The 24,973-nt window shown below is 37.0% G+C and carries 15 protein-coding genes; 8 read left to right on the forward strand and 7 right to left on the reverse strand.

Annotated features, from left to right (window positions below):
* Positions 1-320 precede the first annotated feature (320 nt).
* Positions 321-1,682 carry a hydroxymethylglutaryl-CoA synthase family protein gene (locus ACZIX2_RS01635; RefSeq protein WP_463338330.1) on the forward strand — a complete coding sequence of 454 codons (1,362 nt, stop codon included), beginning with the start codon at positions 321-323 and terminating at the stop codon, positions 1,680-1,682.
* 103 nt (positions 1,683-1,785) lie between these two features.
* Here ACZIX2_RS01635 and ACZIX2_RS01640 read toward each other — a convergent pair whose 3' ends face one another.
* The gene (locus ACZIX2_RS01640; RefSeq protein ID WP_463338331.1) at positions 1,786-3,267 is read right to left on the reverse strand and encodes a helix-turn-helix domain-containing protein; all 1,482 of its coding nucleotides are present in this window, start codon (positions 3,265-3,267) and stop codon (positions 1,786-1,788) included.
* A gap of 120 nt (positions 3,268-3,387) precedes the next feature.
* On the opposite strand from ACZIX2_RS01640, the gene aceB reads away from it, so the two are divergent.
* Together aceB and aceA are read left to right on the forward strand one after the other, a co-directional pair.
* A complete protein-coding gene (gene aceB / locus ACZIX2_RS01645) occupies positions 3,388-4,989 on the forward strand; it encodes a malate synthase A (RefSeq protein WP_463338332.1) in 1,602 nt (533 codons plus the stop codon).
* A gap of 354 nt (positions 4,990-5,343) precedes the next feature.
* Positions 5,344-6,624, forward strand: a complete 1,281-nt coding sequence (gene aceA, locus ACZIX2_RS01650) for an isocitrate lyase (RefSeq protein ID WP_463338333.1) — start codon at positions 5,344-5,346, stop codon at positions 6,622-6,624.
* Between the two features lie 242 nt (positions 6,625-6,866).
* Here aceA and ACZIX2_RS01655 read toward each other — a convergent pair whose 3' ends face one another.
* Entirely contained in the window at positions 6,867-9,491 is a 2,625-nt protein-coding gene (locus tag ACZIX2_RS01655) for a VPS10 domain-containing protein (protein ID WP_463338334.1), read from the reverse strand.
* A 231-nt stretch (positions 9,492-9,722) separates the two neighbouring features.
* On the opposite strand from ACZIX2_RS01655, the gene ACZIX2_RS01660 reads away from it, so the two are divergent.
* Positions 9,723-11,015 (forward strand): aminopeptidase P family protein, encoded by a 1,293-nt coding sequence (locus tag ACZIX2_RS01660; protein ID WP_463338335.1) that lies wholly within the window; start codon positions 9,723-9,725, stop codon positions 11,013-11,015.
* A gap of 156 nt (positions 11,016-11,171) precedes the next feature.
* Positions 11,172-11,972: a TIGR00266 family protein gene (locus ACZIX2_RS01665; RefSeq protein WP_438061209.1), complete on the forward strand. Its 801-nt coding sequence runs from the start codon at positions 11,172-11,174 to the stop codon at positions 11,970-11,972.
* A gap of 239 nt (positions 11,973-12,211) precedes the next feature.
* Here the strand turns inward: ACZIX2_RS01665 and ACZIX2_RS01670 are convergent, their stop codons facing one another.
* A complete protein-coding gene (locus ACZIX2_RS01670; protein WP_463338336.1) occupies positions 12,212-13,399 on the reverse strand; it encodes an AbiH family protein in 1,188 nt (395 codons plus the stop codon).
* A 79-nt stretch (positions 13,400-13,478) separates the two neighbouring features.
* Between ACZIX2_RS01670 and ACZIX2_RS01675 the strand changes: the two genes are divergently transcribed.
* Positions 13,479-14,261, forward strand: a complete 783-nt coding sequence (locus tag ACZIX2_RS01675; protein WP_463338337.1) for an alpha/beta fold hydrolase — start codon at positions 13,479-13,481, stop codon at positions 14,259-14,261.
* Here the strand turns inward: ACZIX2_RS01675 and ACZIX2_RS01680 are convergent.
* The 4 genes from ACZIX2_RS01680 to ACZIX2_RS01695 form a co-directional block, all read right to left on the reverse strand.
* A complete protein-coding gene (locus ACZIX2_RS01680; protein ID WP_463338338.1) occupies positions 14,258-17,020 on the reverse strand; it encodes a PD-(D/E)XK nuclease family protein in 2,763 nt (920 codons plus the stop codon). The two genes, ACZIX2_RS01675 and ACZIX2_RS01680, sit on opposite strands and share 4 nt — an antisense overlap.
* Before the next feature lie 64 nt (positions 17,021-17,084).
* Positions 17,085-18,569, reverse strand: coding sequence for an OmpA family protein (locus tag ACZIX2_RS01685; RefSeq protein ID WP_463338339.1), 1,485 nt, complete (start codon positions 18,567-18,569; stop codon positions 17,085-17,087).
* Between the two features lie 111 nt (positions 18,570-18,680).
* Positions 18,681-19,871, reverse strand: a complete 1,191-nt coding sequence (kbl, locus tag ACZIX2_RS01690) for a glycine C-acetyltransferase (protein ID WP_463338340.1) — start codon at positions 19,869-19,871, stop codon at positions 18,681-18,683.
* Between the two features lie 27 nt (positions 19,872-19,898).
* Positions 19,899-23,060, reverse strand: coding sequence for a UvrD-helicase domain-containing protein (locus ACZIX2_RS01695; RefSeq protein ID WP_463338341.1), 3,162 nt, complete (start codon positions 23,058-23,060; stop codon positions 19,899-19,901).
* A gap of 266 nt (positions 23,061-23,326) precedes the next feature.
* Between ACZIX2_RS01695 and rbfA the strand changes: the two genes are divergently transcribed.
* Both rbfA and ACZIX2_RS01705 read left to right on the forward strand, forming a co-directional pair.
* A complete protein-coding gene (gene rbfA, locus ACZIX2_RS01700; protein WP_463338342.1) occupies positions 23,327-23,719 on the forward strand; it encodes a 30S ribosome-binding factor RbfA in 393 nt (130 codons plus the stop codon).
* A 1-nt stretch (position 23,720) separates the two neighbouring features.
* Positions 23,721-24,920 (forward strand): ABC transporter permease, encoded by a 1,200-nt coding sequence (locus ACZIX2_RS01705; protein WP_463338343.1) that lies wholly within the window; start codon positions 23,721-23,723, stop codon positions 24,918-24,920.
* Positions 24,921-24,973 lie beyond the last annotated feature (53 nt).

Below are 24,973 nucleotides of genomic sequence, written 5' to 3' on the forward strand. Positions count from 1 at the left end.
AATTAACACAACCATTTTGTGGCTATTTATAATGGTTTTAAAAAACTTAATAAATGATTATTAATTAATTCCTATCACCATCGTCAAGCCATGAAAAACAAAATCAAAGTACTATTTTTCAACAATTTAAAACACAAAAAACTTACAAAAAGAACGATATAGTTGATCAACGTCAATAAAAAATAAAAGAAATAATTAACACAATTATTTTCGATTTTGTTAAATATTCAAAAAAAAGAACTCAAAAAAAATAATATTCAAAGCTATCCTTTGTAGTTACCACTTAGCCTTTTACCTTTGCATTTCTAAAAAAATTCAACATGAAAATAGGAATTGACGCCCTTTCCTTTGACGTAGCCAAAATACACTTACCCATACAAACCTTAGCAGAAGCCCGAAATATAGAACCCGCAAAATTGCAAAAAGGACTCGGATTGACCAATATGACTCTCGCCGATGCCCACCAAGATACAGTGGTTTTTGGAGCCAATGCTCTAACAAAACTCATCCAAGACCAAAATATAGCTTTAGACGATATTGCTAGAATTTACGTTGGAACTGAAAGCGCAATCGACAGCTCCAAGCCCATCGCTTCCTTTTTGGTAGCCTTGATGGAACAAAAATTTGGAGAAAACTGTTTAACGCATTGCGATGCCGTTGATTTTACTTTTGCTTGTATTGGAGGAGTGGATGCATTACAAAATTGCTTAGATTTCGTAAAATTAAATCCCACCAAAAAAGCCATTGTTGTGACTACCGATTTTGCTAAATACGACCTCAACTCCACCGGAGAATACACCCAGGGTGCAGGCGCTGTAGCCATGCTTATTACCGCCAACCCAAGAATTATTGCTTTTGAGAACCATTGGGGCGTAAGCACGAAAGGTGTTTTTGACTTTTTCAAACCTTACAGAACTATCTCAAAACAAGAAATCACAGGCAACAACAACAACGAAGCTTGGTTTGATAACTTGGAAGACGAAATCGAAATTCACAAAGACCAACCCGTGTTTGACGGACAGTATTCGAACCAATGTTATATGTATCGTACCAAAGACGCCTACTTTGCTTTCAAAAAAGAAAAAAATAGTTCTGAAACGATTTACAATAGCTGGAATAGCATTGTGATGCATTTACCGTATGCCTTTCAAGGACGACGTATGTTGACGGAAATTTATGCTTTAGACGCAACCGAAGCAATTATTACCGGAAACGAAACCCCAGAAGAATACCAAAACAAACTCAAAGAAATCAGCAAAACACCCGCTTATCAAGATTTTGTGAGTCAAAAATTGCAACCTGCAGAAATCGCTTCCTCTTTGATTGGAAACCTATATACGGGTTCCATTTTTATGGGATTACTATCGACTTTAACGCATTTTTCAGAGACCAACACTGAAATCACCAACGAAAAAATGGGCTTTTTAGCCTATGGAAGTGGCTCTAAATCTAAAGTTTTCGAGGGGACCATTCAAGCGGATTGGAAAAAAGCCTTGCAACCTGTAGCACTATTTAAAACGCTAGAAAAAAGCGTCGCTATTGATTTTGAAACCTACGAAAAACTCCACAAAAAGGAACAAAAACAACCTATTAACACCCCACAAAACGAATGGATTTTGGATCGTATCGAAAACGAAAATCCCAACTTACTAGGCGCTCGTTATTACAAATGGGTGGAGTAGAAAGTAAATTATAAAAAACAGATTTCATTGATTTCTAATATAATCAATGAAATCTGTCTTATAAAACACCCATTTACCTTACAACAAACAGATAAACTAAACTTTAACTAAACTTCGCCATATATTTCTGAACAATGGCTTCTGTGTTTTCGTTGCGTATTTTTTGATTGAGATGAATGGGTTCGGAGGCGCGCTCATGGCAATCTTTCACGGCACAAGTTTCGCAGGTTACACCCACCAATTGCCTTGGCACCACATCGCCTTCTAAAAATTTGAACTTTTTCTTTACCGATGGCGTGATTAAAATCCCCACCGAAATACTTCGCAAACAATCTTTCTTAAACGGATCAGGAGTAGCCGAAGAAAACACTAAATATTCATTGCTGCTGTTTTCATAACGCGATACTTGTGCATCAAAAAAATGCGTCTTGCCTTGTTGCAACAATTGCTCAATAGTTTTTATCGAAACCCATCTGCGGCAGTAGTGCTCGTTCATTTCGTTGGCGTGCGGCTCTTGCTGATTCGTAATATGTAGCTCCTTTTTGATTTGGTAGGTATCCGCGCCTATTTTGTGAGACAAACGCAAGAAAAATAAGTTTTTCAAATTAAAATCCTTCGGCAAAATATTCGTCAATCGCTGATAGAAGGATTCTGGCGAGACGTTGAATTGCGTCATCAATTGCACCATTTCTTGTGGTTTTGGATTTTCTTTGGCCAAAAACAAATTCAATTCATCAATCAACTTTTGTCTCGGCAACAGCAAAGCTCCCGCAAAATAAGAGGCATAAAAATTATTCAAAACTTGGTCAAAATTGTCGAATTTAATCCAACTGAACGTATACAAACGCTCTTTGATTTCCATAAAATTATAAGCGATTTCTTTGGCTAATACAAAAGCCTTTTGCCCTTCATCAATTTCGTCCGAAAGCAATAAGGTTTTGCTCGTAGGCACATAAATTGAGCGTAAATCTCCCATTTCTTCTTGCTCAGAAAACACCAATTCTTTGATGGTATAGCCGTATTCCTCTTTTAGAATCGCCTTTAACTCCTCGATAGAAATGTTTGTGGTTACATCTACGTGAAATGCTTTGCAAAACAACAATACCTTTTCTTCTAACTCTTCAAAATAATTGTTGTGTGCTTCTTGATACGAACGCAAAGACGCTAAAAAGAAACTTTCGCGTGTAAGATTATAATGTTGTGCGATTTCGATAATGGTACTAATGAAGGCCGTTACTTTTGCGGGCGCATTGGCGATAATGTCAATCAAATCGGCTTCTTGAATACCAAACAATTCCAGTGGAATTTCTTTCAAAATACCCGAAGTTAAAATTTCTCCAATTGGAGCTAAACTATTATCTAATTTAAGGGATACCAAATGATCATAAGTCACTTCCAGCTTATCTGCCAACAGAATAATTTTATCCGTTTTGGGATATTTTTTTCCTTTTTCGATTTCGTTCAAATACGATTTAGACAAGTCCGTAATCTTCGCCAAACCAAATAAAGACAAATCCTTATTCATTCGAGCCTGCTTGAGTTTAAGCCCAAAAATCAACTTAATATAATCTTTCTCTATGTTCATAAAATCAAAGATAAATTAAAAAACCAAAATACGCAAAAAACATTTTTTTCATTTTTTGCGAACGTTCGCTTGTTTTGTAAAAAACTTTTTGTAGTATTGCAATATCAAAATGAACTAGTTATGAAAACACTAACCGAAACCACCGAAAAAAAATGGCAATTTCTGAATGAAGAAATTGCACAACACGAAAACATTTTAACCGAAGAAGCCATCGATTTTTTGATTGCGCTGCACGAAAATTTCAACGCCAAAAGATTACAACTTTTGGAAGCACGCAAAACACAACAAGTCCAATTTGATAATGGTGTGTTACCCACTTTCCCATTGGAGACCAAAAGCATTAGAGAAAGCAACTGGCAAGCAGCTCCTATCCCAAAAGATTTAATCGACAGACGCGTGGAAATCACTGGACCAGTAGATAGAAAAATGGTGATTAACGCGTTGAACTCAGGTGCGAAAACTTTTATGGCTGATTTTGAAGACAGCACTTCGCCTACTTGGAACAACATCATGGAAGGACAACAAAACCTTAAAGATGCCGTAAACAAAACCATAACACTTGACGACCCGTTACGCAATAAAAAATATGCACTAAAAGAAAAAACTGCCGTTTTGATTGTACGTCCAAGAGGATTGCACTTGAACGAAAAACACATCTTGATAGAAGACGAAGAAGCTTCTGGCTCTTTGATTGACTTTGGGTTGTATGCTTTTCACAATCACGACCAATTGGCCAGAAACGGTTCGGCGCCATATTTTTACTTACCCAAACTAGAACACTATTTGGAAGCCAGATGGTGGAACGAAGTGTTTGAATTTGCACAAGAATACCTTGGAGAGCAACACGGTACGTTTAAAGCAACTGTTTTGATTGAAACGATAACCGCCAGTTTTCAGTTGGACGAAATCATCTACGAATTAAGAGACCATATAGTAGGCTTGAACTGCGGGCGTTGGGACTATATTTTTTCATACATCAAAAAATTCAGAAACAATCCTGACTTTATCGTTCCGAATCGAGACCAAGTAACGATGACAACACCTTTTATGGACGCGTATTCTAAATTGGTGATTCAGCGTTGTCACAAACGCAACATTCACGCAATGGGTGGAATGGCAGCACAAATTCCGATTAAAAATGACCCAGAAGCCAACGAAATCGCCTTCAAAAAAGTGATTGCAGATAAAGAAAGAGAAGCGAGAAACGGACACGACGGGACTTGGGTAGCGCATCCTGATTTGGTTCCGATAGCAATGAAAGTGTTTAATGAAAATATGATGACCAAAAATCATATTCACATCAAGAGAGCAGATTTGCAAATTACGGAAGCCGATTTATTGCAAATTCCAGTAGGCACCATAACTGAGGAGGGTATTCGCAAAAACGTAAATGTGGCCGTACTGTACATCACTTCTTGGCTAAACGGTCAAGGCGCTGCAGCCATTCACCACTTGATGGAGGATGCCGCCACGGCAGAAATCTCAAGGTCGCAATTGTGGCAATGGCTTCAAAATGAAGTGACGTTGGATTCGGGTGAAAAATTAACGACCAAATTGTACCACCGCATTGCTTTGGAAGAATATGAAAAAATCAGAAAGCAAGTGGGTGACCGAGCGCACGAGGAGGAAAACTACATCTTGGCAGAAAAATTACTAGACCAACTGGTAGTGAACAAAAAATTTGTAGAGTTCTTGACGATACCGGGGTATAAGTATTTGTAGTGTTACTAGTGAATAGTGAATAGTGATTAGTCCTAGTGGATAGTTCTTATTCGTTAGCTTTTTGTTTCTAGTGATTAGTCAATAGTACTTAGACCATCTTTCTTAGCCGTTGGGTGTACGTTTCTAGTACTTCGTGATTGGCTATTTCTAACAAGAATTCACTATGCTGGCTTTTAGCCCCGATAGCAGTGGCATCCTCTGGACTCGCGAACGAGCGAGGACAGAGATATAACGGAGAGCGGGAACCATACTTCCTGAAAAAGCCCTTTGATTACCGCTCCTGAAAATACCTTTTTCAATTATTGAAATCAAAACAAACCAAAATAAAAAACCAAAAAACTTAAATCAAAAATTATGAAAACCACCGAGACACGCATTCAAGAATTAGTAACCGATTGGTTAACGAACCCAAGATGGGAAGGCATCGAACGTCCTTATACCGCTGAAGAAGTGGTACAATTGCAAGGTTCCTACCAAATTGAACACAGTATCGCTAGAATGGGCGCTACGAAACTTTGGAACAGATTGAAATCGCAGGATTTTGTTGCCGGATTAGGCGCATTGACCGGTAATCAAGCCATTCAAGAAGTGGAAGCTGGACTAGAAGCGATTTACTTGAGCGGCTGGCAAGTGGCGGCTGATGCGAATGTGGCGGGCGAAATGTATCCTGACCAATCGTTGTATCCTGCCAACAGTGTTCCTTTGGTTGTAAAAAGAATCAACAACGCTTTGTTGCGCGCTGACCAAATTCAAGTGGTGAATAAAACCGCAGATAAAAAAGACTATTTGGTTCCGATTGTAGCCGATGCTGAAGCAGGTTTTGGAGGAAACTTGAACGCTTTTGAATTGATGAAATCGATGATTGAAGCAGGTGCAGCGGGTGTACACTTTGAAGACCAATTGAGCTCTGCTAAAAAATGCGGGCACTTGGGCGGAAAAGTTTTGGTTCCTACGCAAGAAGCCATCAATAAATTAATCGCTGCGCGTTTGGCTGCCGACGTAATGGGAACACCAACCCTGATTGTAGCAAGAACCGACGCAGATGCTGCGAACTTACTAACTAGCGATATCGACCCAAGAGATGCAAAATTCATCACGGGAGAAAAAACAGACGAAGGCTTCTTCTACGTAAACTGTGGCGTGGAGCAAGGTATTGACCGTGGGTTGAGTTATGCGCCTTATGCAGATTTGATTTGGATGGAAACGAGCAATCCTGATTTGGCTTACGCTAAACAATTTGCCGATGCAATTCACGCGAAATACCCAGGAAAAATGTTGGCTTACAACTGTTCGCCTTCGTTCAACTGGGCAGCGAAATTATCAGTTTCTGAGATGGAAACCTTCAGAGAAGACTTAGCAGCTATGGGGTATAAATTCCAATTCATTACGTTGGCTGGATTCCACGCTTTGAACACGAGTATGTTTGAATTGTCTAAAGCTTACAAAGAAAGAGGTATGGCGGGCTACTCTGAATTGCAAGAAAGAGAATTTGCTTTACAACAACACGGTTTTAGAGCCGTAAAACACCAAGGTTTTGTGGGAACGAGCTATTTTGACGCCGTTCAAAATACGGTTACTACCGGAAAAGCGTCTACAACCGCAATGAAAGATTCGACAGAAGTGGCACAATTTTAAAAATATTTTAGAAGATTAATTGTTAAAGATGTTTGCCCAAAAAAGGCACGAAACCAACTTGGAATCGTGCCTTTTGTTTTTTTGACTGTCCGCTATGTATACCAAGAATAGAACTCGGATGGTAGGGATTTTCGCTGATTTGTATATAAAAATCCGTTTAAATCTGCGTCATCTGCGTGCCATTTTTATTATTGTTACAAGTAACGGATTATCAAATTTGTGTTTTTATTTTAGACCGCGTTTTATTTAGGCGCTACAATTTCGAAAGGTGTTGTCGCTTTATCTTTGTCTTTAGCAACGCTCCAAGTATAATTAGCGACTGGCAAATAATACTTGCCGTTTTTAGCAGGGGTTATTTTTAGCTTTTTATCTTTTGCCATCCATTTGTCGGCTACAGCTTTGTCGATGGCCAAATCATAAACCACTTTGTTCAATCCTTTTTGAGCAGTAACAGTAGTTGTATACACGATTTCTTTAGAAATATTTTCTAATTGAATGCTTACATTGCCAGCGGAATTGGTATAAAACCAAAGCTCATTTTTTGGAATAAATTCGTCACCCCAAGCACCACGTTTCGAACCCCATCTCTCGGATTTGGTTGTGCTTTTGATTTCATACACATAAAGAGTTTTGTCTAAAACCTCTTTTTTCAATTCTTGTACTTGTTTCAAACTCACTTTATATACAGAACGACCGTGTGTACCCACAATTAAATCTTTAGCTTTCTTTTGAATCACCAAATCGTGCACTGCTACAGGAGGCATTCCGTTAGAGAAATCTTGCCAAGAAGCTCCGCCATTTATCGAAATGTAAAGGCCATTATCTGTCCCAACATACAATACACTATCCAAAACAGAGTCTTCTATAATTACATTCACAGGACTTGCAGGAAGATTGTTCGCTATACTTTTCCAAGTTTGCCCTGCATCTTCTGACACATACACATAACTTGTAAAATCGTCATTGCGATAGCCATTAAGCGTTACATAAACGCGTTCTTTTTTGTGCGCAGAAGCCACTACTCTACTTACCCAAAGATTTTGTGGTAAAGTAGTAGCAATGACTTTCCAACTCGCGCCTCCGTTATTGGTAAATTGGACTAAACCATCATCGCTACCCGTATACAACATTCCAAACTCGAAAGGACTTTCGCTGATGGTGGTCAACGTTCCAAAAGCTACATTTCCTTTTTTACCTCCTTGAGTCAAATCGGGCGAAATGGCCGTCCAAGTATCGCCTTGGTTCATTGAGCGGTGTAAAAAATTAGACCCTAAATACAAAATATCTTGATTGTGGGAAGACAATAAAATAGGCGATTGCCAATTGTATCGATACGGTTTATCTCCATTTTTGGCTTTTGGCGCAATGAATTTATTTTTAGATTCATCAGCGCGATTGATGCGGTAGTAACTTCCGTATTGGTATCCTGTAAAAACAATATTTGGATTGCGCTTATCGATTTGCACTTGCATCCCATCGCCCCCCATTAATCTAGAATAAGGATACTTTCCTTCTTGCTGCCAACCAATTGAGGCATTGTAGTTATTAGATCCAACCCAAACGCCATTATCCTGCAAACCACCATAAATATTATAGGGTTCTTGTTCATCAACATTTACGGCATAAAACTGTCCCACTGGAATACTGTTGCATAACTGCCACGATTTTCCGTTGTCATAAGTAATATTCAAACCACCGTCATTTCCATTAACCAAATGATTCGGATTGTTAGGATTGATCCAAACTACGTGATGGTCGGAGTGCACATTGTCACCGTCAATAGCTTGAAAAGTTTTTCCTCCGTTATCAGAAAACAACAACGGAACCCCTGTAATATAAATTCGCTCTTGATTTTTTGGGTCTACCGTGATATCGCCAAAATAATAGCCGTAGCTAGAGTAAAAATCATCAATATAATCGGAATTGGTTTTTACCCACGTTTTCCCTCCGTTACTAGATTTGAAAACTTCGGCACCTATTACTTCTGGATCTTCATCGTTGGGATCTTTTTCTTTTTTAGCCGAAGGACGCATTTTTTGATTGTCCATCACCGCATAAATAATATCTGAAGTAAAAGCCGACAATCCAATACGTCCCACAAATTCATCCGAAGGAAAGCCACTTTCTGGGGTAGAAATCAACTGCCAAGTCGATCCAGCATCGGTACTTTTATAAATACCAGAAGCTTTACCGTTTCCATTGAAATTGTGTGCTTTTCTATCTTTCTGCCATGCACTGGCGTACATAACGTCAAAATTGTTTTCGGCCACAGCCATATCAATCACTCCGGTTTCATCATTTACAAACAAAACCTGTTGCCATGATTTTCCACCATCGGTTGTTTTAAAAATACCTCGTTCCTTGTTTTTAGTGTATAAATGTCCCGCCACTCCAACAATAATCTCATTGCTATTTTTTGGGTTAACCAAAATTTTACTGATGTGATGGCTATCTGTCAATCCAATATTTTTCCAGGTTTTTCCTTTATCAAAGGATTGCAACAAACCTATTCCTGCATAAGAAGATCTTGAAGAATTTACCTCACCAGTACCCACAAGAATCATCCCTGACTTCCAGTCCACAAAGACAGAACCACAGTTTAGTGTAGGCGCCGTATCCATCACAGGCTCCATTCGCAATCCATTGGTATTCGAATACCACAGTCCACCTGAAGCATAAGCCACATAAAACTCAATTGGATTCTCAGGATTTACCGCCACGTCAACTACGCGGCCACTCATTACCGTGGGGCCCACATTTTGCAAAGTCAACTCCTGAAACAAAGAAGGCGTTGTGATAATAGTACCGTTTTGTCCCCAGGAAACACTAAAAGTCAAAGCACTAATCAGGAAGGCTATTTTTTTCATAGATACTAATTTCTTTAAAAAACATATAGAATTGTTACTCTTCTGTACTACCGCCAAGGTCGCATATCATCTTCATTTTTTGAATATTTTAAAGACATACCCCTTTTTTAGCATAAATTTTGAACGAAAATTAAACATAAAAATAGAGAATTTAAAATTTTATAGGCAAATTAACAGCCGATACCTCTAAAGTTACTATTTTTGGTTATTACTAATAAATATTTGGTTCCCATGAAATATCATCAAATAAACAGTGGACTATTCGTAAAAAACAGAGAAAAATTCACTGCTCAAATGAAACCGAAAAGCGTGGCGGTTTTTAATTCAAACGACATATATCCGGTTTCTGCCGATAGCACTTTACCTTTTGCACAACATAGAGATATTTTCTATTTATCGGGTGTAGATCAAGAAGAAAGCATTTTATTATTATTCCCTGATGCGCCTTACGAACACTTGAAAGAAATCCTTTTCTTGAGAGAAACCAATGAGCACATTGCGATTTGGGAAGGTGAAAAACTAACCAAAGAACGTGCGTTTCAAGTATCGGGAATCAAAACCGTTTATTGGCTACAAGATTTTGATAAAACCTTGAAAGAAATCATGACCTATGCCGAGGTGATGTACATCAACACCAACGAACACTATCGTTCAGCTGTTGAGACCGAAACTCGTGAAGACCGTTTTATCAAAAAATGGAAAGCACAATATCCTGCGCATACGGTAGCCAAAAGCAACCCCATTTTGCAACGCATTCGCTCCATAAAAGAAACCGAAGAAATCGATTTGATCCAACAAGCGTGCAACATCACCGAAAAAGGATTCCGTCGTTTGCTTTCGTTTGTGAAGCCCAACGTAATGGAATATGAGGTAGAGGCCGAATTGATTCACGAGTTCGTTCGCAACCGTTCTAAAGGGTTTGCCTACACGCCCATTATCGCATCTGGAAATAATGCTAACGTATTACACTACATCGAAAACAACCAACAATGTAAAGCAGGCGATTTATTGTTGCTAGATGTAGCGGCAGAGTACGCTAATTATTCAAGCGATTTAACCCGTACCATACCAGTTTCTGGGCGCTATTCAGAAAGACAAAAAGCCGTGTACAACGCAGTTCTTCGTGTGAAAAACGAAGCTACAAAAATGCTTACTCCGGGTACCCTTTGGAAACAATACCACGTAGAAGTGGGTAAAATTATGACTTCCGAATTATTAGGTTTAGGGCTGATTGACAAAGCCGACGTTCAAAACGAAAATCCTGATTGGCCAGCTTACAAAAAATATTTTATGCACGGAACTTCGCACCATATGGGACTCGACACACACGATTATGGATTGCTCCATGAACCAATGGAAGCCAATATGGTGTTCACCGTAGAACCTGGAATTTATATTCCTGCAGAAGGTTTTGGTATCCGAATTGAAGACGATGTGGTGATTCAAAAATCAGGTGAACCGTTCAATTTGATGCGCAATATTCCGATTGAAGCAGACGAAATCGAAAGCTTAATGAACGCTTAAAAATAAAACACGAATTACACTAATTCTCACGAAAAAGTAGAATTCAAAATAAATACAACTAACGGCATCTCTCATGGATGCCGTTTTTTTATGCCCAAAAATGTAACATTTCAATTTAACCACTTACTAATTTCCTAAACGGTAAAACACAAAATCATGATAGCACACGAAATAGACTACCATATTTATGGTGAAGAAATGCAATATGTAGAAATAGAACTCGACCCACAAGAAATTGTCATTGCCGAGGCAGGAAGTTTTATGATGATGGACAATGGCATCCAAATGGAAACTATTTTTGGCGACGGTTCCCAACAACAATCCGGTTTGTTTGGCAAATTACTAAGCGCAGGAAAAAGAGTTTTAACAGGGGAAAGCCTGTTCATGACGGCTTTTATCAATCAAAATTACAACAAAAGCAAAGTCTCTTTTGCCTCGCCCTATCCCGGAAAAATCATTCCCATTGATTTGAGACAATTTCGCGGAAAATTTATTTGCCAGAAGAACGCGTTCCTTTGCGCTGCCAAAGGCGTAGCCGTTGGTATTGAATTCTCCAAAAAATTAGGTACAGGCCTTTTTGGTGGCGAAGGTTTCATCATGCAAAAACTAGAAGGCGATGGTATGGCTTTTGTACATTCCGGCGGAACCTTAGCCAAAAAAGAATTACAACCTGGCGAAATCCTCAAAGTAGACACCGGCTGTATCGTAGGTTTCACCCAAGATGTCGATTATGATATCGAGTTTATTGGCGGTATCAAAAACTCTCTTTTTGGTGGCGAAGGCTTGTTTTACGCGACTTTACGTGGCCCTGGAACAGTATATATTCAATCGCTTCCGTTCTCTAGATTGGCCGATCGTATCATTGCTTCAGCCCCAAGAGCTGGCGGAAGTAGCCGTGAAGAAGGCAGCCTTTTGGGCGGACTCGGCAATCTTTTAGACGGCGATAACCGCTTCTAATAGCAGAAAAATTTCAAAAACACCCTACCCCAAAACAACAAATTTTGGGGTATTTTTTTAGGAGCAGTAAGCATAGGGATTTTTTGTAAACACCGTCCCGCTATCCGCTACAATCTCTAGTACCGAACCCCGGCACTAGAGGATTTCCACTACTATCGGGGCTAAAAACCAACATTTGTCTTTATTTAGGTTATATTTTCTAAACTATTGAAAAAATACTTGTAGAAAAGATTTTAAACTTAAATCCTTTCCTTAGGTAAAGGAATTAGTGGGGAACATTGTTGCTTATTTACAATTTTCTCCCTCATTAATTTCTTGTCTTCAAAATGCCTTGAAACATTCTGTACTATCTCAGTATAATTATCAGAACCATCATTCTTTTGATGATAATAGACTTTTATCGATCTGCAATTTGTATGTTCAAAAATTGTGTTCAACAAGGTTCTGTCTGAAATTCCACAGGAATGCCCCATAATTAAAACTTGAAATTTATTACCATCAATAAAATCCAATAGTTTTTTATAATTAGAATTTTTTAAATATTGAAAAGATTTAAAGTTTTTTAAATATTCATAATCGTTTAAATTTTCAATTTTCTTATAATCGTCATCCATTTCATCACCAAATCCAAAATTAACTAAATTATGCGAGTCGTTTAATCGCCCATGTATCTGAATATTAGTGAAATCACCAAATTCTCTATAAGCCTTATACTCCTTTGTTTCTTTTATGTATTTATCAATAGTTTTTGTGTAATTAAAATTCAAGCAATAATTCAAAACATTGATACCTTCTTCTAAATCTGAACTATATTTAGTATAAAACTCTTGTAATTCTTTGTAATCATCTTTACTAAATTCCAATGCATATCTATTAAGTGTGCTTTCGATTTTGAATAAATTAACAATATCAGAAATTACGTTTGTGGCTTCTACTTTTTCTAGAAGATAAGTTTCCAAAAGAACTTTAACTTGTTCAAATTCATTATTCAACTGCTGAATTCCATAAGGATAATCATGTCTTATGTAACTACCATCTGCAATACTTTTCAAAATACTATAGTACAAATTTTCAATATCAACCCAATTTTCAATTGATTTGTCACAAATGATTTTAAAGAAAACATTGTTAAATTGAAATATAATCTGATTTTGACTGCTACAAGTCACTTTGTTTTCATCAAAGACATACCCATATTCATTAGAGTATTGTTTTAGATTAACCTTAACATCATTGTAATTTTGTATATCAGTATAATTCTTGTAATACCTATCATAAGCATCATTTGTATAAATAATTTTTTTGTATTCATCCGTTTTACATTTATTCCTGAAATTTTTCCAAAAATCATCTATAAAATGTTTATACGAAGTTGGTAACCCATGAGCCAAATCAAATCCATTTCCAATAATAAAAAGTCTATTCATATTCAAAAAATGCGTTTCTCAAATATAGGGTTTTTGCTTTTTAAACTTTAATTTTGCCCTTCATTTATATCCGTAAACTTTGAAAACCCTACTTTACAAAAACACCTCTATCGCATTCACCGACACGGGAAAAGGAACTGCTATTGTTTTATTGCACGGCTTCCTAGAAAACCAATCGATGTGGAGTGCTTTAGTACCTGTTTTGAGTCAAAAATACCGCGTCATTACCATCGATTTGTTAGGTCACGGCCAAACCGAACCTATGGGTTACCTCCAAACTATGGAAGACAATGCCGATGCAGTACACGAAGTGCTTTCTAGTTTGCGTCTCCGCAAAGCGGCTTTCATCGGGCATTCCATGGGCGGTTACGTAGCTTTAGCCTATGCCGATTTGTATCCAGAAAGCGTCAAAGGATTGGTCTTGCTCAACTCCACCGCCAAAGAAGACAGTCCCGAACGTAAAACCAACCGAGACCGCGCCATTACAGCGGTAAAAAAAGATTACGAAACCTTTATTCGTCTTTCTATCGCCAACTTATTCAGTGAAGACAACCGCGACCGTTTAAACGACCGCATCGAAAAAGTAAAAATCGAAGCTTTACAAACGCCCTTGCAAGGCATCGTCGCCTCGCTTGAAGGGATGAAAATCCGTAAAGACCGAGAAATCTTGCTCCACACTACGGCTTTTCCTAAACTATTAATCCTAGGAAAAAAAGACCCTGTTTTGAACTACGAAGAAACCGTCACTCAAATTCAGGGAACCACTGTTGAGTTGGTAACTTTCCCAGACGGACATATGAGCCACATCGAAAATGAAGCGGAGTTAAGCGAAGTATTAATACAATTTTTGAAGAAGATTTAAACCTTCTCCTTAAACGGAATTGCAGGGTCTAAAATCTCTTGTAACAAGCCAACCAATTGCTCCAAATAAGCAGTCAAAATAGTTGCATTGATAGTGGATTCTTCTATTTTTTCTTCTTTTAAAGTAAAAGGCAAAAATCCAGCTTTACTATTTTTAAAGGAGATAATACCCGCTTGCATTGGTTGTTCTTTGGCTAGGGTTTCATACATAAATGCATACGCCAAAATTTGAATGATTTTGTCGTTTTTAATATCATCCACTAAACCATTCCAGGCTTTTAAAGTAACATTGCTTTTTTCAACTTTACCAGTTTTATAATCTATAATTCGGATGGTACCGTTTCGGACTTCAATTCGGTCTACGTTCCCTGCAATTTTCACTGGAAAAGGCAAACTCGGATGTTCTAAAACGCGCTCAAAAGTCGCTTCCAAGGCCACAATTTTAACCGCATCTCCAGCTTTTATCCCTTGTAATTCTATTTTCAAGAAGTTAAAGACATTGCGCTTGGCCACTTCAAAAGCTAATAAATTTCTCCCTTTGGCAATCTCCCCTTCTTTATAAATTTCTTTAAACTGCTTCAATACTTGAGCATCAATACTTTTGATCGCCGATTCTATATCGTATTCAGAAATAAATTTCCCAATAAAAGGGGTGTAAAATTCCTCCAAGGTTTTGTGAATGATGGTCCCCAATGTATTCAAAGCAATATTTTCTTCAACTTCCTCGGTATCACGAATTCTTAGAATTTTTTTAAAATAAAAATCAATTGGATTTCGAATATAACTGGTCAAAGAAGAAGGAGAAAATCCTTTCTCCGCAATTTCCTTCAAACGCTCCATAACCATTGCTGACTTCTCAATAACAATTGGAGTATAGGCAGCATCAGGTAACACGGGATTAAAAATTTCATGTGTGAGTACATGATTAGGCTGTTTTTCAACTTCGAGTTGTGTAATAAATCGACTAGGCTCTCCACCATCTAAACCTTCATTCTCGGAGTTATAAATTAGAAAGACGTTTTGAGCACGTTGCAATAAATGATAAAAATGGAACGTATAAATGGCATCTTTTTCTTTAAAAGTTGGCAATCCCAATTCTCTTTTCACATCATAAGGAATAAAAGAATTCATGGATTTTCCCGCAGGAAATTTTCCTTCGTTCATTGAGGTAACAATAACGGTATCAAAATCCAATACCCTGCTTTCCAAAACACCCATAATTTGCAAACCATTCAACGGCTCTCCTTCAAAGGAAACCTCAGCCAGATCGATAATTTGCTTATAAATAGCAAAAAGAGTGGGTATTTGATCAATGTGCAAGTGTTGAGCATAATAACTCTTCAACTTGTTAATCACCGTAAAAATAGAAAACACAAAAGCTTTGGTTAATTTTTCCTCCTCAGTGTCGTTACTTAAACTATTGCGTAAATGCAACAACAAGCTAGAAATAATTTCCAATACAGCTGCCGAACCACTATCCCATTTTTGAAACAACAAATCGAATAATACATTCGTTTGTCCCTGAAGTTCAACTATTTTATGATGTGTAATAAAGGTATAATTATTCTCTTTTATTATCCGTACCAATTGCTGTGCATTTGCAATAGGCTCTACTAAGGGATGCGTAAGAATATCAAGTACCTCTTTGTAATAAAAGACATATTGAGCTGCATTTCTTTTTAAAGCGTTAGTATGCATTTTAAACAACTTGGCCACTAATAATTGTGCGGGATTGTTTTTACTCGAATATCCCATGGTAATATTTAAAGCCCCTACCGTAGCTGGAAGTGAGTACAACAAAGGCACTAACAAATTTTCCTCTCCTAAAACTACCGCTACTTTATCGAGATTGGGTGTTTCTTGCTCTGCGATGGTCTTTTCTATAAGACTCCCCACAATTTTGGCTTGACCAATAGTTTTGGGCGTACCAATGACATGAATGTTTTTAGGTTTTGAAAAATCGTCAGCAATCCACTCAAAAGGATGTACTTTGTAATGCTTCCATCCTGCTTTAAATCTTCTCACAAACAATCCTGCATCGTGATAGGGATCATTGAGAAATACTTGATCAATATCCCATAAAATAGTAGCCTTATCATTAGCTACTAAATGTTGAATGATTTTCTCTTCGGCAGCATTTAAGGCATTAAAACCCGCAAATAAAAAAAACTTAGAACCAATACCTTTGGTAAATTCAGGCAAATTACGCACTGCTTCTCTGTAAATCAGTCCTTGATATCCTAACTTCCTATCCAATAAGTATTGATAAAGAGATTGATAATAATGAGGGAGAAGCTTCCAAAAATCAATATAATTTTCGAGTAGCTGGGTTTTATTTTCTACTTCTACTCCCCATTTTTTAATATCTTCAATGTCTTTCAAATAAGACAAAACATGATTTGGATCTAACAAATAGCGATCTATTTCATTAAAATCTTGCAGTAAAGTTTTGGCCCAATTGGCAAACAAATCAAAAGATTGTTGATTTTGTTTTGGAGTAATAGACAGATACACTTCATAAAACTCAAACAACAATTCGATTGCATCAATGGAACGAATGCTCGATACTTCTTGAACAAAATCCTCTATGCTTATTATAATGGGAGAAAAAACAACTCCAGAAATTTGATTCTTTAAGGATTCAATTAAGAAAATCTTAGCGCGTTTGTTGGGCAGAATTACAATGGTATTCGAAAAATTATCCGAATAGTTGGTTATCAAATGAGCGGCAATTTGGTCTAAAAAAGTGGGATTTGTCATTTTATAAAAATAAAAAAAGCCGTTCAATTAAGAACGGCTCTTTCTAAAATTATTTTGAATTTTTTTATGGTTTTTTGATGTTAACTTTCATTCCGTCAACACCACCTACATAAATAATTTCAGTTCTTCTGTTTTTAGCTCTACCTTCTTTTGTTTTGTTAGAAGCTACTGGTTTAGTATCACCAAAACCTTGTGCTACTAAATTCTCAGCTTTAATTCCTCTAGACACTAAAGCTTCTACAACAGTTTTAGCTCTAGCCTCAGATAATTTTTTGTTAGCAGCTGGTTTACCTACATTATCAGTATGACCGTTTACTTCAAACTTAGCTGTTGGGTAGTTTTTCAAAATTTCTTTGATAGCATCTAAACTAGTAGCAGTTTCTGGTTTAGCAGCATCTAAAGTTGATTTTCCAGTAACGAAGAAAATTGATCTAGCTTTTACTCTCAATTCTTCAACTACTTCTTGAGTTACTTCTGGACAACCTTTGTTGCTAGCAGGACCAGCTACGATTGGACAAGCATCTTCTAAATCTGGCACACCATCTTTATCAGCATCTAATTGAGGACAACCTTGGTTATCTCTTGGACCTGCTTCAGTTGGACATTTGTCATCTTTATCAGCTAAACCGTCACCGTCAGTATCAGGACAACCTTTAGTTGAAGCTGGACCAGCTACATCTGGACAAGCATCATCTTTGTCAGCAATTCCATCACCGTCAGTATCAGGACATCCGTTGAAAGCAGCTAAACCTGCAGTTTCAGGACATGCATCACTTCCGTCAACGATTCCGTCACCGTCAGTATCAGGACATCCGTTGAATTGTTTTAAACCAGCAACTTCTGGACATGCATCATCTTTATCGTAGATACCGTCTCCGTCTGTATCTTTACCTCCAAACTTGAATACGATACCAGCAGTGTGTTGTACCAATGATGGTTTTTCTGGTAAACGAGCAGCATCAACTCTCTCGTCATTAGGCAATGCCATTCTGTAACCAGAAGATAAAGCTAAACCAACATTTTCAGTAAACCAAAAAGTTAATCCAACTCCTAAATTCACATGACCGAAGCTATCTTTTCCTAAGAAAGTATATCCTCCACCAGCTTGTAAACTTGGATCTAACCATTTAGTTCCGATCAAGTCCATGAAGCTGTATTTCACAGTACCGTCAATTCCATAGAACATTAAATCTCCAGGGTTGATAACACTCATACCTCTGCTATCAGCGTTTGCAGCGTTTGGTACAAAATTTACAAATTTGTCAATTTTGTTCACTGATCCAGCTAAACCGAAAGAGAATCCTCCAGCAATGTGTCTAGATACATTTAAGTAAGATACAGAAGGAAGAATGTTCCAGTTGTCCTTAATAGCAAACGGCTGAGAAAAGTGCTGTTGAAACCAATTCACATGACCTGGACCTGCACTTGATCTCGAGTCTACAGCATTTACCCCAATGGTAATTGCCCAAGGGTTGTTACTGTCTTGCGCATAAGAGGATACCCCCATCGCCATCACCACAGCAACTAAAAGTTTGTTAAGATGTTTCATAATGATTCTATTAAAATTTAGTTAATTATAAACAAAAATAACAACTTATTTTTTAGTTACAAAATTAAACCCTAAAAAAAACCTACAAAAAACAATTAAATTCTTTAAAAGCTAAATCACTTTTAACTCTTTTCCCACCTTAACAAATGCCTCTAAAGCTTTGTCTAAATGCAATTTAGAATGAGCCGCAGAGAGCTGAACACGGATTCTTGCTTTATCTTTGGGCACTACAGGAAAGAAAAACCCTATTACATATATTCCTTCCCTCAATAACTCATCAGCCATTGTTTGAGCTAGTTTTGCATCATACAACATCACTGGCACAATAGCAGAATCGCCATCAATAATATCGAAACCTGCTTGCTGCATTCCTTTTTTGAAATAATTCGTATTCCACTCCAATTGATCTCGTAATACAGTATCTTTTTCCAACAACTCAAACACCTTAATTGATGCTCCTACTATTGCTGGTGCTAATGAATTAGAAAACAAATAGGGCCTTGAGCGTTGTCGTAGTATTTCAATAATTTCTTTTTTAGCGGTAGTATAGCCTCCCATAGCTCCACCTAAAGCCTTCCCAAGTGTACCTGTAATGATATCCACACGCCCCATCACTCCTTTGGCTTCTAATGTTCCTTTTCCTGTGGCTCCAATAAATCCGGCAGCATGACATTCATCTACCATTACTAGGGCATCATATCGATCGGCAAGGTCACATATTTGATCTAATGGAGCTACTAAACCATCCATAGAAAAAACACCATCCGTTACAATTAATTTGAACCGATGACCCACTTCTGAAGCTTTTATTAATTGCTGTTCCAGATCATTCATATTGTTGTTCTCATAACGATAACGCGCCGCTTTACACAAACGAACACCATCTATGATTGAAGCATGATTTAAACTATCGGATATAATACAATCCTGCTCACCCAATAAAGGCTCAAAAACTCCTCCATTGGCATCAAAAGCTGCTGCATATAGAATAGTATCTTCGGTTCCATAAAAATTGGCAATTTTTTGCTCTAAGGTTTTGTGTATATCTTGAGTTCCACAGATGAAACGAACCGATGACATTCCGAAACCATGCGAATCTAAGGCATCTTTCGCTGCCTGAATCACTTCGGGATGCGAAGAAAGCCCCAAATAATTATTAGCACAAAAATTCAATACTTTTTTACCATTCACTATAATTTCTGCGCCTTGGGGAGAGGTGATGATGCGTTCCTTTTTAAACAAACCGTTTTCTTCTATGGTTTGCAATTCGTTTTGCAAGTGTTGTTGTATTTTACCGTACATAGTTGTGTTTTGTTTTTTGAATTATTATTACAAATTTACTACATCGATTGACAATCCAATATAAACCAATGCTTTTTTAACGACTTTGTACCCCATATTTTCAATTGCCTCTTGATAAGATAGTAACTGTCTATTGTATTTATCCGAAGGCAATCCCGTTTTGTAATCCAACAAATAGATCTCATTCTCATTTTTTAAGACCATTCGATCCGGTTTTAAAGTTGGACGCTCTTTTTGAAGTATAGCTTGTTCATTAAAAATTGTATTTCCATTTTCAAAAAACACAACCAACTCAGGATGAGAAACAATCGCCTTCAATGTTTGTTCGATCTGCGCTCTTTGGCCAAGATGTATCCATCCGTTTGTCAAAGCCCTAATGATAGCGTTGTCAATATCACTGGCTTGTTTTACATGCGCTAATATTTCATGCACAACATTTCCGTAGGCAATAGCCTCTTGTTGTTGTGTTCCCCACATCAAGGCTTCTTTCTGAGCAATTTTTATATCTTTTGCTAGCATCACATTTTTTACCAAAGCGATGGGTGTAGTTGATGTAAGGTGTTTTTTTGCATCAGATTGTTTTTGAGCAACACCAAATTCGTACACCATTTTTTCTTGATGATATAGATTTTTATGCATCAAAAAATTGATAAAAAACACACACATATTATTCTTAGGCAATGCATTTTGACTGGAAAGATTCATGCAAGAAATTACATATAGTTGCTCTTCGGCTCTAGTCAAGGCAACATACAACACATTAATTGCATCAAGTAATTCCTCTTGTTGTTTTTGATGATACACCTCTGCAGCTCTTTCTCCATAACTAGCCACAGCACTGCTATTATCAATTAACACTTTGGACAAACCAAGTTCTTCGGTATCAGATTGGAGCCATATTTTGTCTTTGGGGTTTCTACTATAATCTTCTTCCGCAAAAGGCATAATTACCACAGGAAATTCCAAGCCTTTGGACTTATGAATAGTCATAATTCGAACCGCATTGCTTCCTTCTGGCGAGGGAATACTGTAATTAGCACCATTTTTATCCCAAAACTCTAAAAAATCAGCAATCCCTGCTTGATTTCTAATATCGCGCTCCAAAACAATATCTAAAAAATACTGTACATATGCCCCACTAACGAAATTATTTTGACTGGTAATTAGTTTAGCTACAAGAATTTCAACGGCCTCATACAAGGATTTCCTGCGGATATCTGAAAAAGAAAATTGCAAATCAAAGCTAGACAACAACCACAATTCAAATTCTTTTTCATCATTTTTACTCATCCCTTGCGCGATACAATCCGCCACTGACAATCCATCTTGAAAATTTTGGGCAATAAAATGCAAGAAATAAGCTTTAGCTTCTAAATCTTTATTGTTATTCAAATACTTCAACAAATGGATGAGCACCCGAACCTCTGTTGCATTTTGAATCATTAGAGTTTCCGAAGACAACAACGGTATGTTTTGTTCGGTTAAAAAATTAGCCACATCTATACCGTGTTTTTTCTTTCTAGTAAGGATAACGATATCCTTGTATTCAAACCCTTGTAACAGTACTTGGTTTATGGTTTGTACCGTAGCCTTTAAATATTCTTGCGTTTTATCAACGGCTTCTTCTTCGTAGGTTGAGGATGTGGAAGGAATAAATGAAATGTTCACGTACCCCCCTTTTTTATCGTTTTCTTGTTGGTAACTGTGATTTTCATATAAATCTTTATAGTCCTCATTGGTAAATTCGCTTGACAGTAACTTAAAAAAATCATTATTAAAGGCAATGATTTGAGAATAACTCCGATAGTTTTTATCCAAATGAATCAATTGCTTGTCGGGATTACTAAAGGGATTTGATAGCTTACTTAACGCAATGAATTGTTCGGCCTTTCCTCCTCTCCAACGGTAAATGGACTGCTTTGGATCACCAACAATCATCAAAGTACCTTTAACACCATATTCATCTTGCCCGGCCAATGCATTATCAATTAACGGAATTAAGTTTTTCCATTGCATTTCGGAGGTGTCTTGAAATTCATCAATAAAAAAATGACGATAACGTTCTCCTAATCGTTCATAAATAAATGGAGCCGGCTGATTTTGAATTTCATTATGAATAATTGCATTAAACTCAGCAATTGAAAGAACGTTTTTCTCTTGCTGTATCTTAGCCAACTCATTACTAACCGTATTTAAAAGCGACAAAGGGGTAAGGTTTTTCAAGAATGCCTTATGAAAATTGATCTTTTCAAAAGCCTGATAAATTAAGGCCAAACGCTTGAGAAAATCAGGTATTAATGATTCAATTATCTCTCTGTCTTTTGCAGATTTATTAATTTGAATGTCTTCAAATTCATGAAATGTTTTATTGTTAGGATTGAATTTCTTAGCTACTATATTGGCAACATGATTCGGAAACGTTCCTCTAGAAAAAGATTTTATATCGATGCCTTGATTATCTATAAGTTCCAAGATTGCTTCGGCATTTGCAATAGTTTCTTGTTCCAAATCTTGATTGATTTGAATTAACTTTTTTTTGATGGACAAAAACTCTCCAATGGATGTATTCTGAAAATTTTGGATCTCAGCACGATGATTTTCATTGAGAATCAATCGACCCGTTTCGAAAATTTCCCTAGAAATATCCCAAGATTTATCATCATCTGTTTTTTCCATGGTAAAATCAATCAGCAATTTGGTGAGGACCTGGTCTTCACCAGCTTGAGCAATAATAGCATCTACGGCTTCGGTCAACAAAGTATCCGTTTCCAAAGACACTTCGAACGTGATGGGCAGATTTAAATCATGAGCAAAAGCGCGAATTACACGATGAGTAAATTTATCAATGGTTGAAATATCAAAAGCAGCATAGTTATGAATGATGTGCTTTATAATTTGCTGGGCTTTGGTTTTTATTTGAATCAAAGACAACTGGGTATCTCTAGCCAAATCTTCCATCAAATCGAGAGCTTTGGCATTGGGTTCGTCTTTGGCAAATTCAGAAAGACTCCCTACTATCCTGCTTTTCATTTCATGCACCGCTTTATTGGTAAACGTAATGGCCAAGATATGACGATACGCATCATTCTTGGAGGAAGAGAGTATAATTTTCAGGTATTCCTTGACCAAATTGTATGTTTTCCCTGAACCAGCAGAGGCGTCGTATATGGAAAAAGAGGAGCTTTGCATTGTTTCTTGATTGTTAATGATTTTTTTTTCGAACACTTTTCGGTCCGAAGGCTTTTAATTAGTTTATTGCTTGAAAACAAAAAAATCGAGGACCGCAACACTACTAATCCTTGACGGAAGCAACATCCCGTTAATTTTCTTAAAAATAAAAAGATACAGCAGACAGTAGGAATGAACTCCTGACGATCAAAGCTCATTTTTAACCAAATAGGATTGTTCCTTTGAAAATTTGTTCGTATAAAATTTAAAAGTAGTATTTTTGCAGCATGGAAACAAATAGACAGAAAAAAATAGGCGGAGTAATCCAAAGAGATTTGGTGGACATCTTGCAAGGTGAAGTGCGAAAAAATGGTGTATCCAATTTAGTAATCTCAGTATCCAAAGTTACGGTTACTACAGATTTATCAGTCGCTACAGTACATTTGAGTATCTTCCCTCAAGAGAAAGCGCAAGAAACATTAGAAGCAATTAAATCTAACTCGACTTTAATCAAACATGACTTATCGCAACGCGTTCGATTGCAGTTGCGCCGAGTTCCAAACTTGGTTTTCTTTATTGATGATTCTTTGGATTACATCGAAAAAATTGACAATGCCTTAAAAAACAAAGAAAATCCAATCGAGAATAGAGATTTACTAGAAAAACGCAGACAATTTTAATTTGAATTTTCCGCTTTACATAGCGCATAGATACCTTATAAGCAATAGCAAAAACAATGCTATTAATATCATCAATCGCATTGCTAGTTTAGGAATTATTGTGGGTACTATGGCACTTTTTGTGGTGCTCTCCGTTTTTAGCGGTCTAAAAGAATTCAGTTTGTCTTTTGTTAATGAAACAGATCCAGATCTTAAGGCAACATCTACACTTGGAAAATCTTTTTTTATTGCTCCTCAACAAGAAGCACAAATAAAAGCTATAAAGGGACTGGCTTCTTATTCAAAAGTGATTGAGGAGCGAGTATTATTTACTTTTGGCGACAAACAAGCTGTTACTTATTTAAAAGGGGTAGACCCTCATTATACTAAGGTTTGCCCTATAGATAAAAAACTATTCAATGGACAATGGTTCCAACCTAATACGTATCAAGTGGTGGTGGGTTATGGCATGGCTCATCAATTTTCGATGGGTTTATTTGATTACAATACAGCATTAGAAGTATTAGTCCCGAAACCAGGAAAAGGAACGATCAACTCGCTTGAAGTAGCCTTTAATCAAACCAATTTGATTCCGATTGGTATTTATACGATTAATGAGGATTTGGATTCAAAATACGTTTTTGCCGATCTAAACTTAGCGCAAGAACTTCTGGAATATCAACCCAATCAAATTTCGGGAATAGAGTTTAAACTTCGCCCAAATGCTGATGAAGACGCCATTATTGAACAACTACAAACGATTTTCAACAACAAGATAACGTTAAAAAACAGAGCGCAACTAAACGCGTCGCTGTACAAAATGCTAAACACTGAGAATATCGCAGTGTATCTTATTTTCACCTTAGTTATTATTGTAGCACTTTTTAACTTAATCGGGGCTTTAATCATGATGATTTTGGACAAAAAAAGCAACTTGAAAACACTCTTTAATCTTGGTACAGAAATCAAAGATTTACGCAAAATATTTTTATTACAAGGAACCCTATTAAGCGTGTATGGAGGTTTTTTGGGATTAATTTTAGGTATTGTAATTGTATTGCTACAACAACAATTTGAATGGATAATGATTACACCATCCTTGGCCTACCCTGTGGTTTTTAATGTTGAAAATATCGCCATAGTAATGATTACCATCATCACACTAGGGTTTTTCGCTTCGCTAATTGCTAGCAGTCGCGTGAGTAAAAAGTTGCTAAAATAAAAGCTAGCAAATTCAAGAATTCATACCATATAAACTCTTGAATTCGCAGCATG

This window comes from Flavobacterium riviphilum (assembly GCF_055231795.1).

Bases quoted from the DNA above. Each gene is read 5' to 3' on its own strand.
- ACZIX2_RS01660 (WP_463338335.1), top strand. From the start codon at position 9,723: ATGAAATATCATCAAATAAACAGTGGACTATTCGTAAAAAACAGAGAA.
- ACZIX2_RS01640 (WP_463338331.1), bottom strand. From the start codon at position 3,267: ATGAACATAGAGAAAGATTATATTAAGTTGATTTTTGGGCTTAAACTC.
- ACZIX2_RS01655 (WP_463338334.1), bottom strand. From the start codon at position 9,491: ATGAAAAAAATAGCCTTCCTGATTAGTGCTTTGACTTTTAGTGTTTCC.
- rbfA (WP_463338342.1), top strand. From the start codon at position 23,327: ATGGAAACAAATAGACAGAAAAAAATAGGCGGAGTAATCCAAAGAGAT.
- kbl (WP_463338340.1), bottom strand. From the start codon at position 19,871: ATGTACGGTAAAATACAACAACACTTGCAAAACGAATTGCAAACCATA.
- aceA (WP_463338333.1), top strand. From the start codon at position 5,344: ATGAAAACCACCGAGACACGCATTCAAGAATTAGTAACCGATTGGTTA.
- ACZIX2_RS01685 (WP_463338339.1), bottom strand. From the start codon at position 18,569: ATGAAACATCTTAACAAACTTTTAGTTGCTGTGGTGATGGCGATGGGG.
- ACZIX2_RS01695 (WP_463338341.1), bottom strand. From the start codon at position 23,060: ATGCAAAGCTCCTCTTTTTCCATATACGACGCCTCTGCTGGTTCAGGG.
- ACZIX2_RS01670 (WP_463338336.1), bottom strand. From the start codon at position 13,399: ATGAATAGACTTTTTATTATTGGAAATGGATTTGATTTGGCTCATGGG.
- ACZIX2_RS01665 (WP_438061209.1), top strand. From the start codon at position 11,172: ATGATAGCACACGAAATAGACTACCATATTTATGGTGAAGAAATGCAA.
- ACZIX2_RS01680 (WP_463338338.1), bottom strand. From the start codon at position 17,020: ATGACAAATCCCACTTTTTTAGACCAAATTGCCGCTCATTTGATAACC.
- aceB (WP_463338332.1), top strand. From the start codon at position 3,388: ATGAAAACACTAACCGAAACCACCGAAAAAAAATGGCAATTTCTGAAT.
- ACZIX2_RS01635 (WP_463338330.1), top strand. From the start codon at position 321: ATGAAAATAGGAATTGACGCCCTTTCCTTTGACGTAGCCAAAATACAC.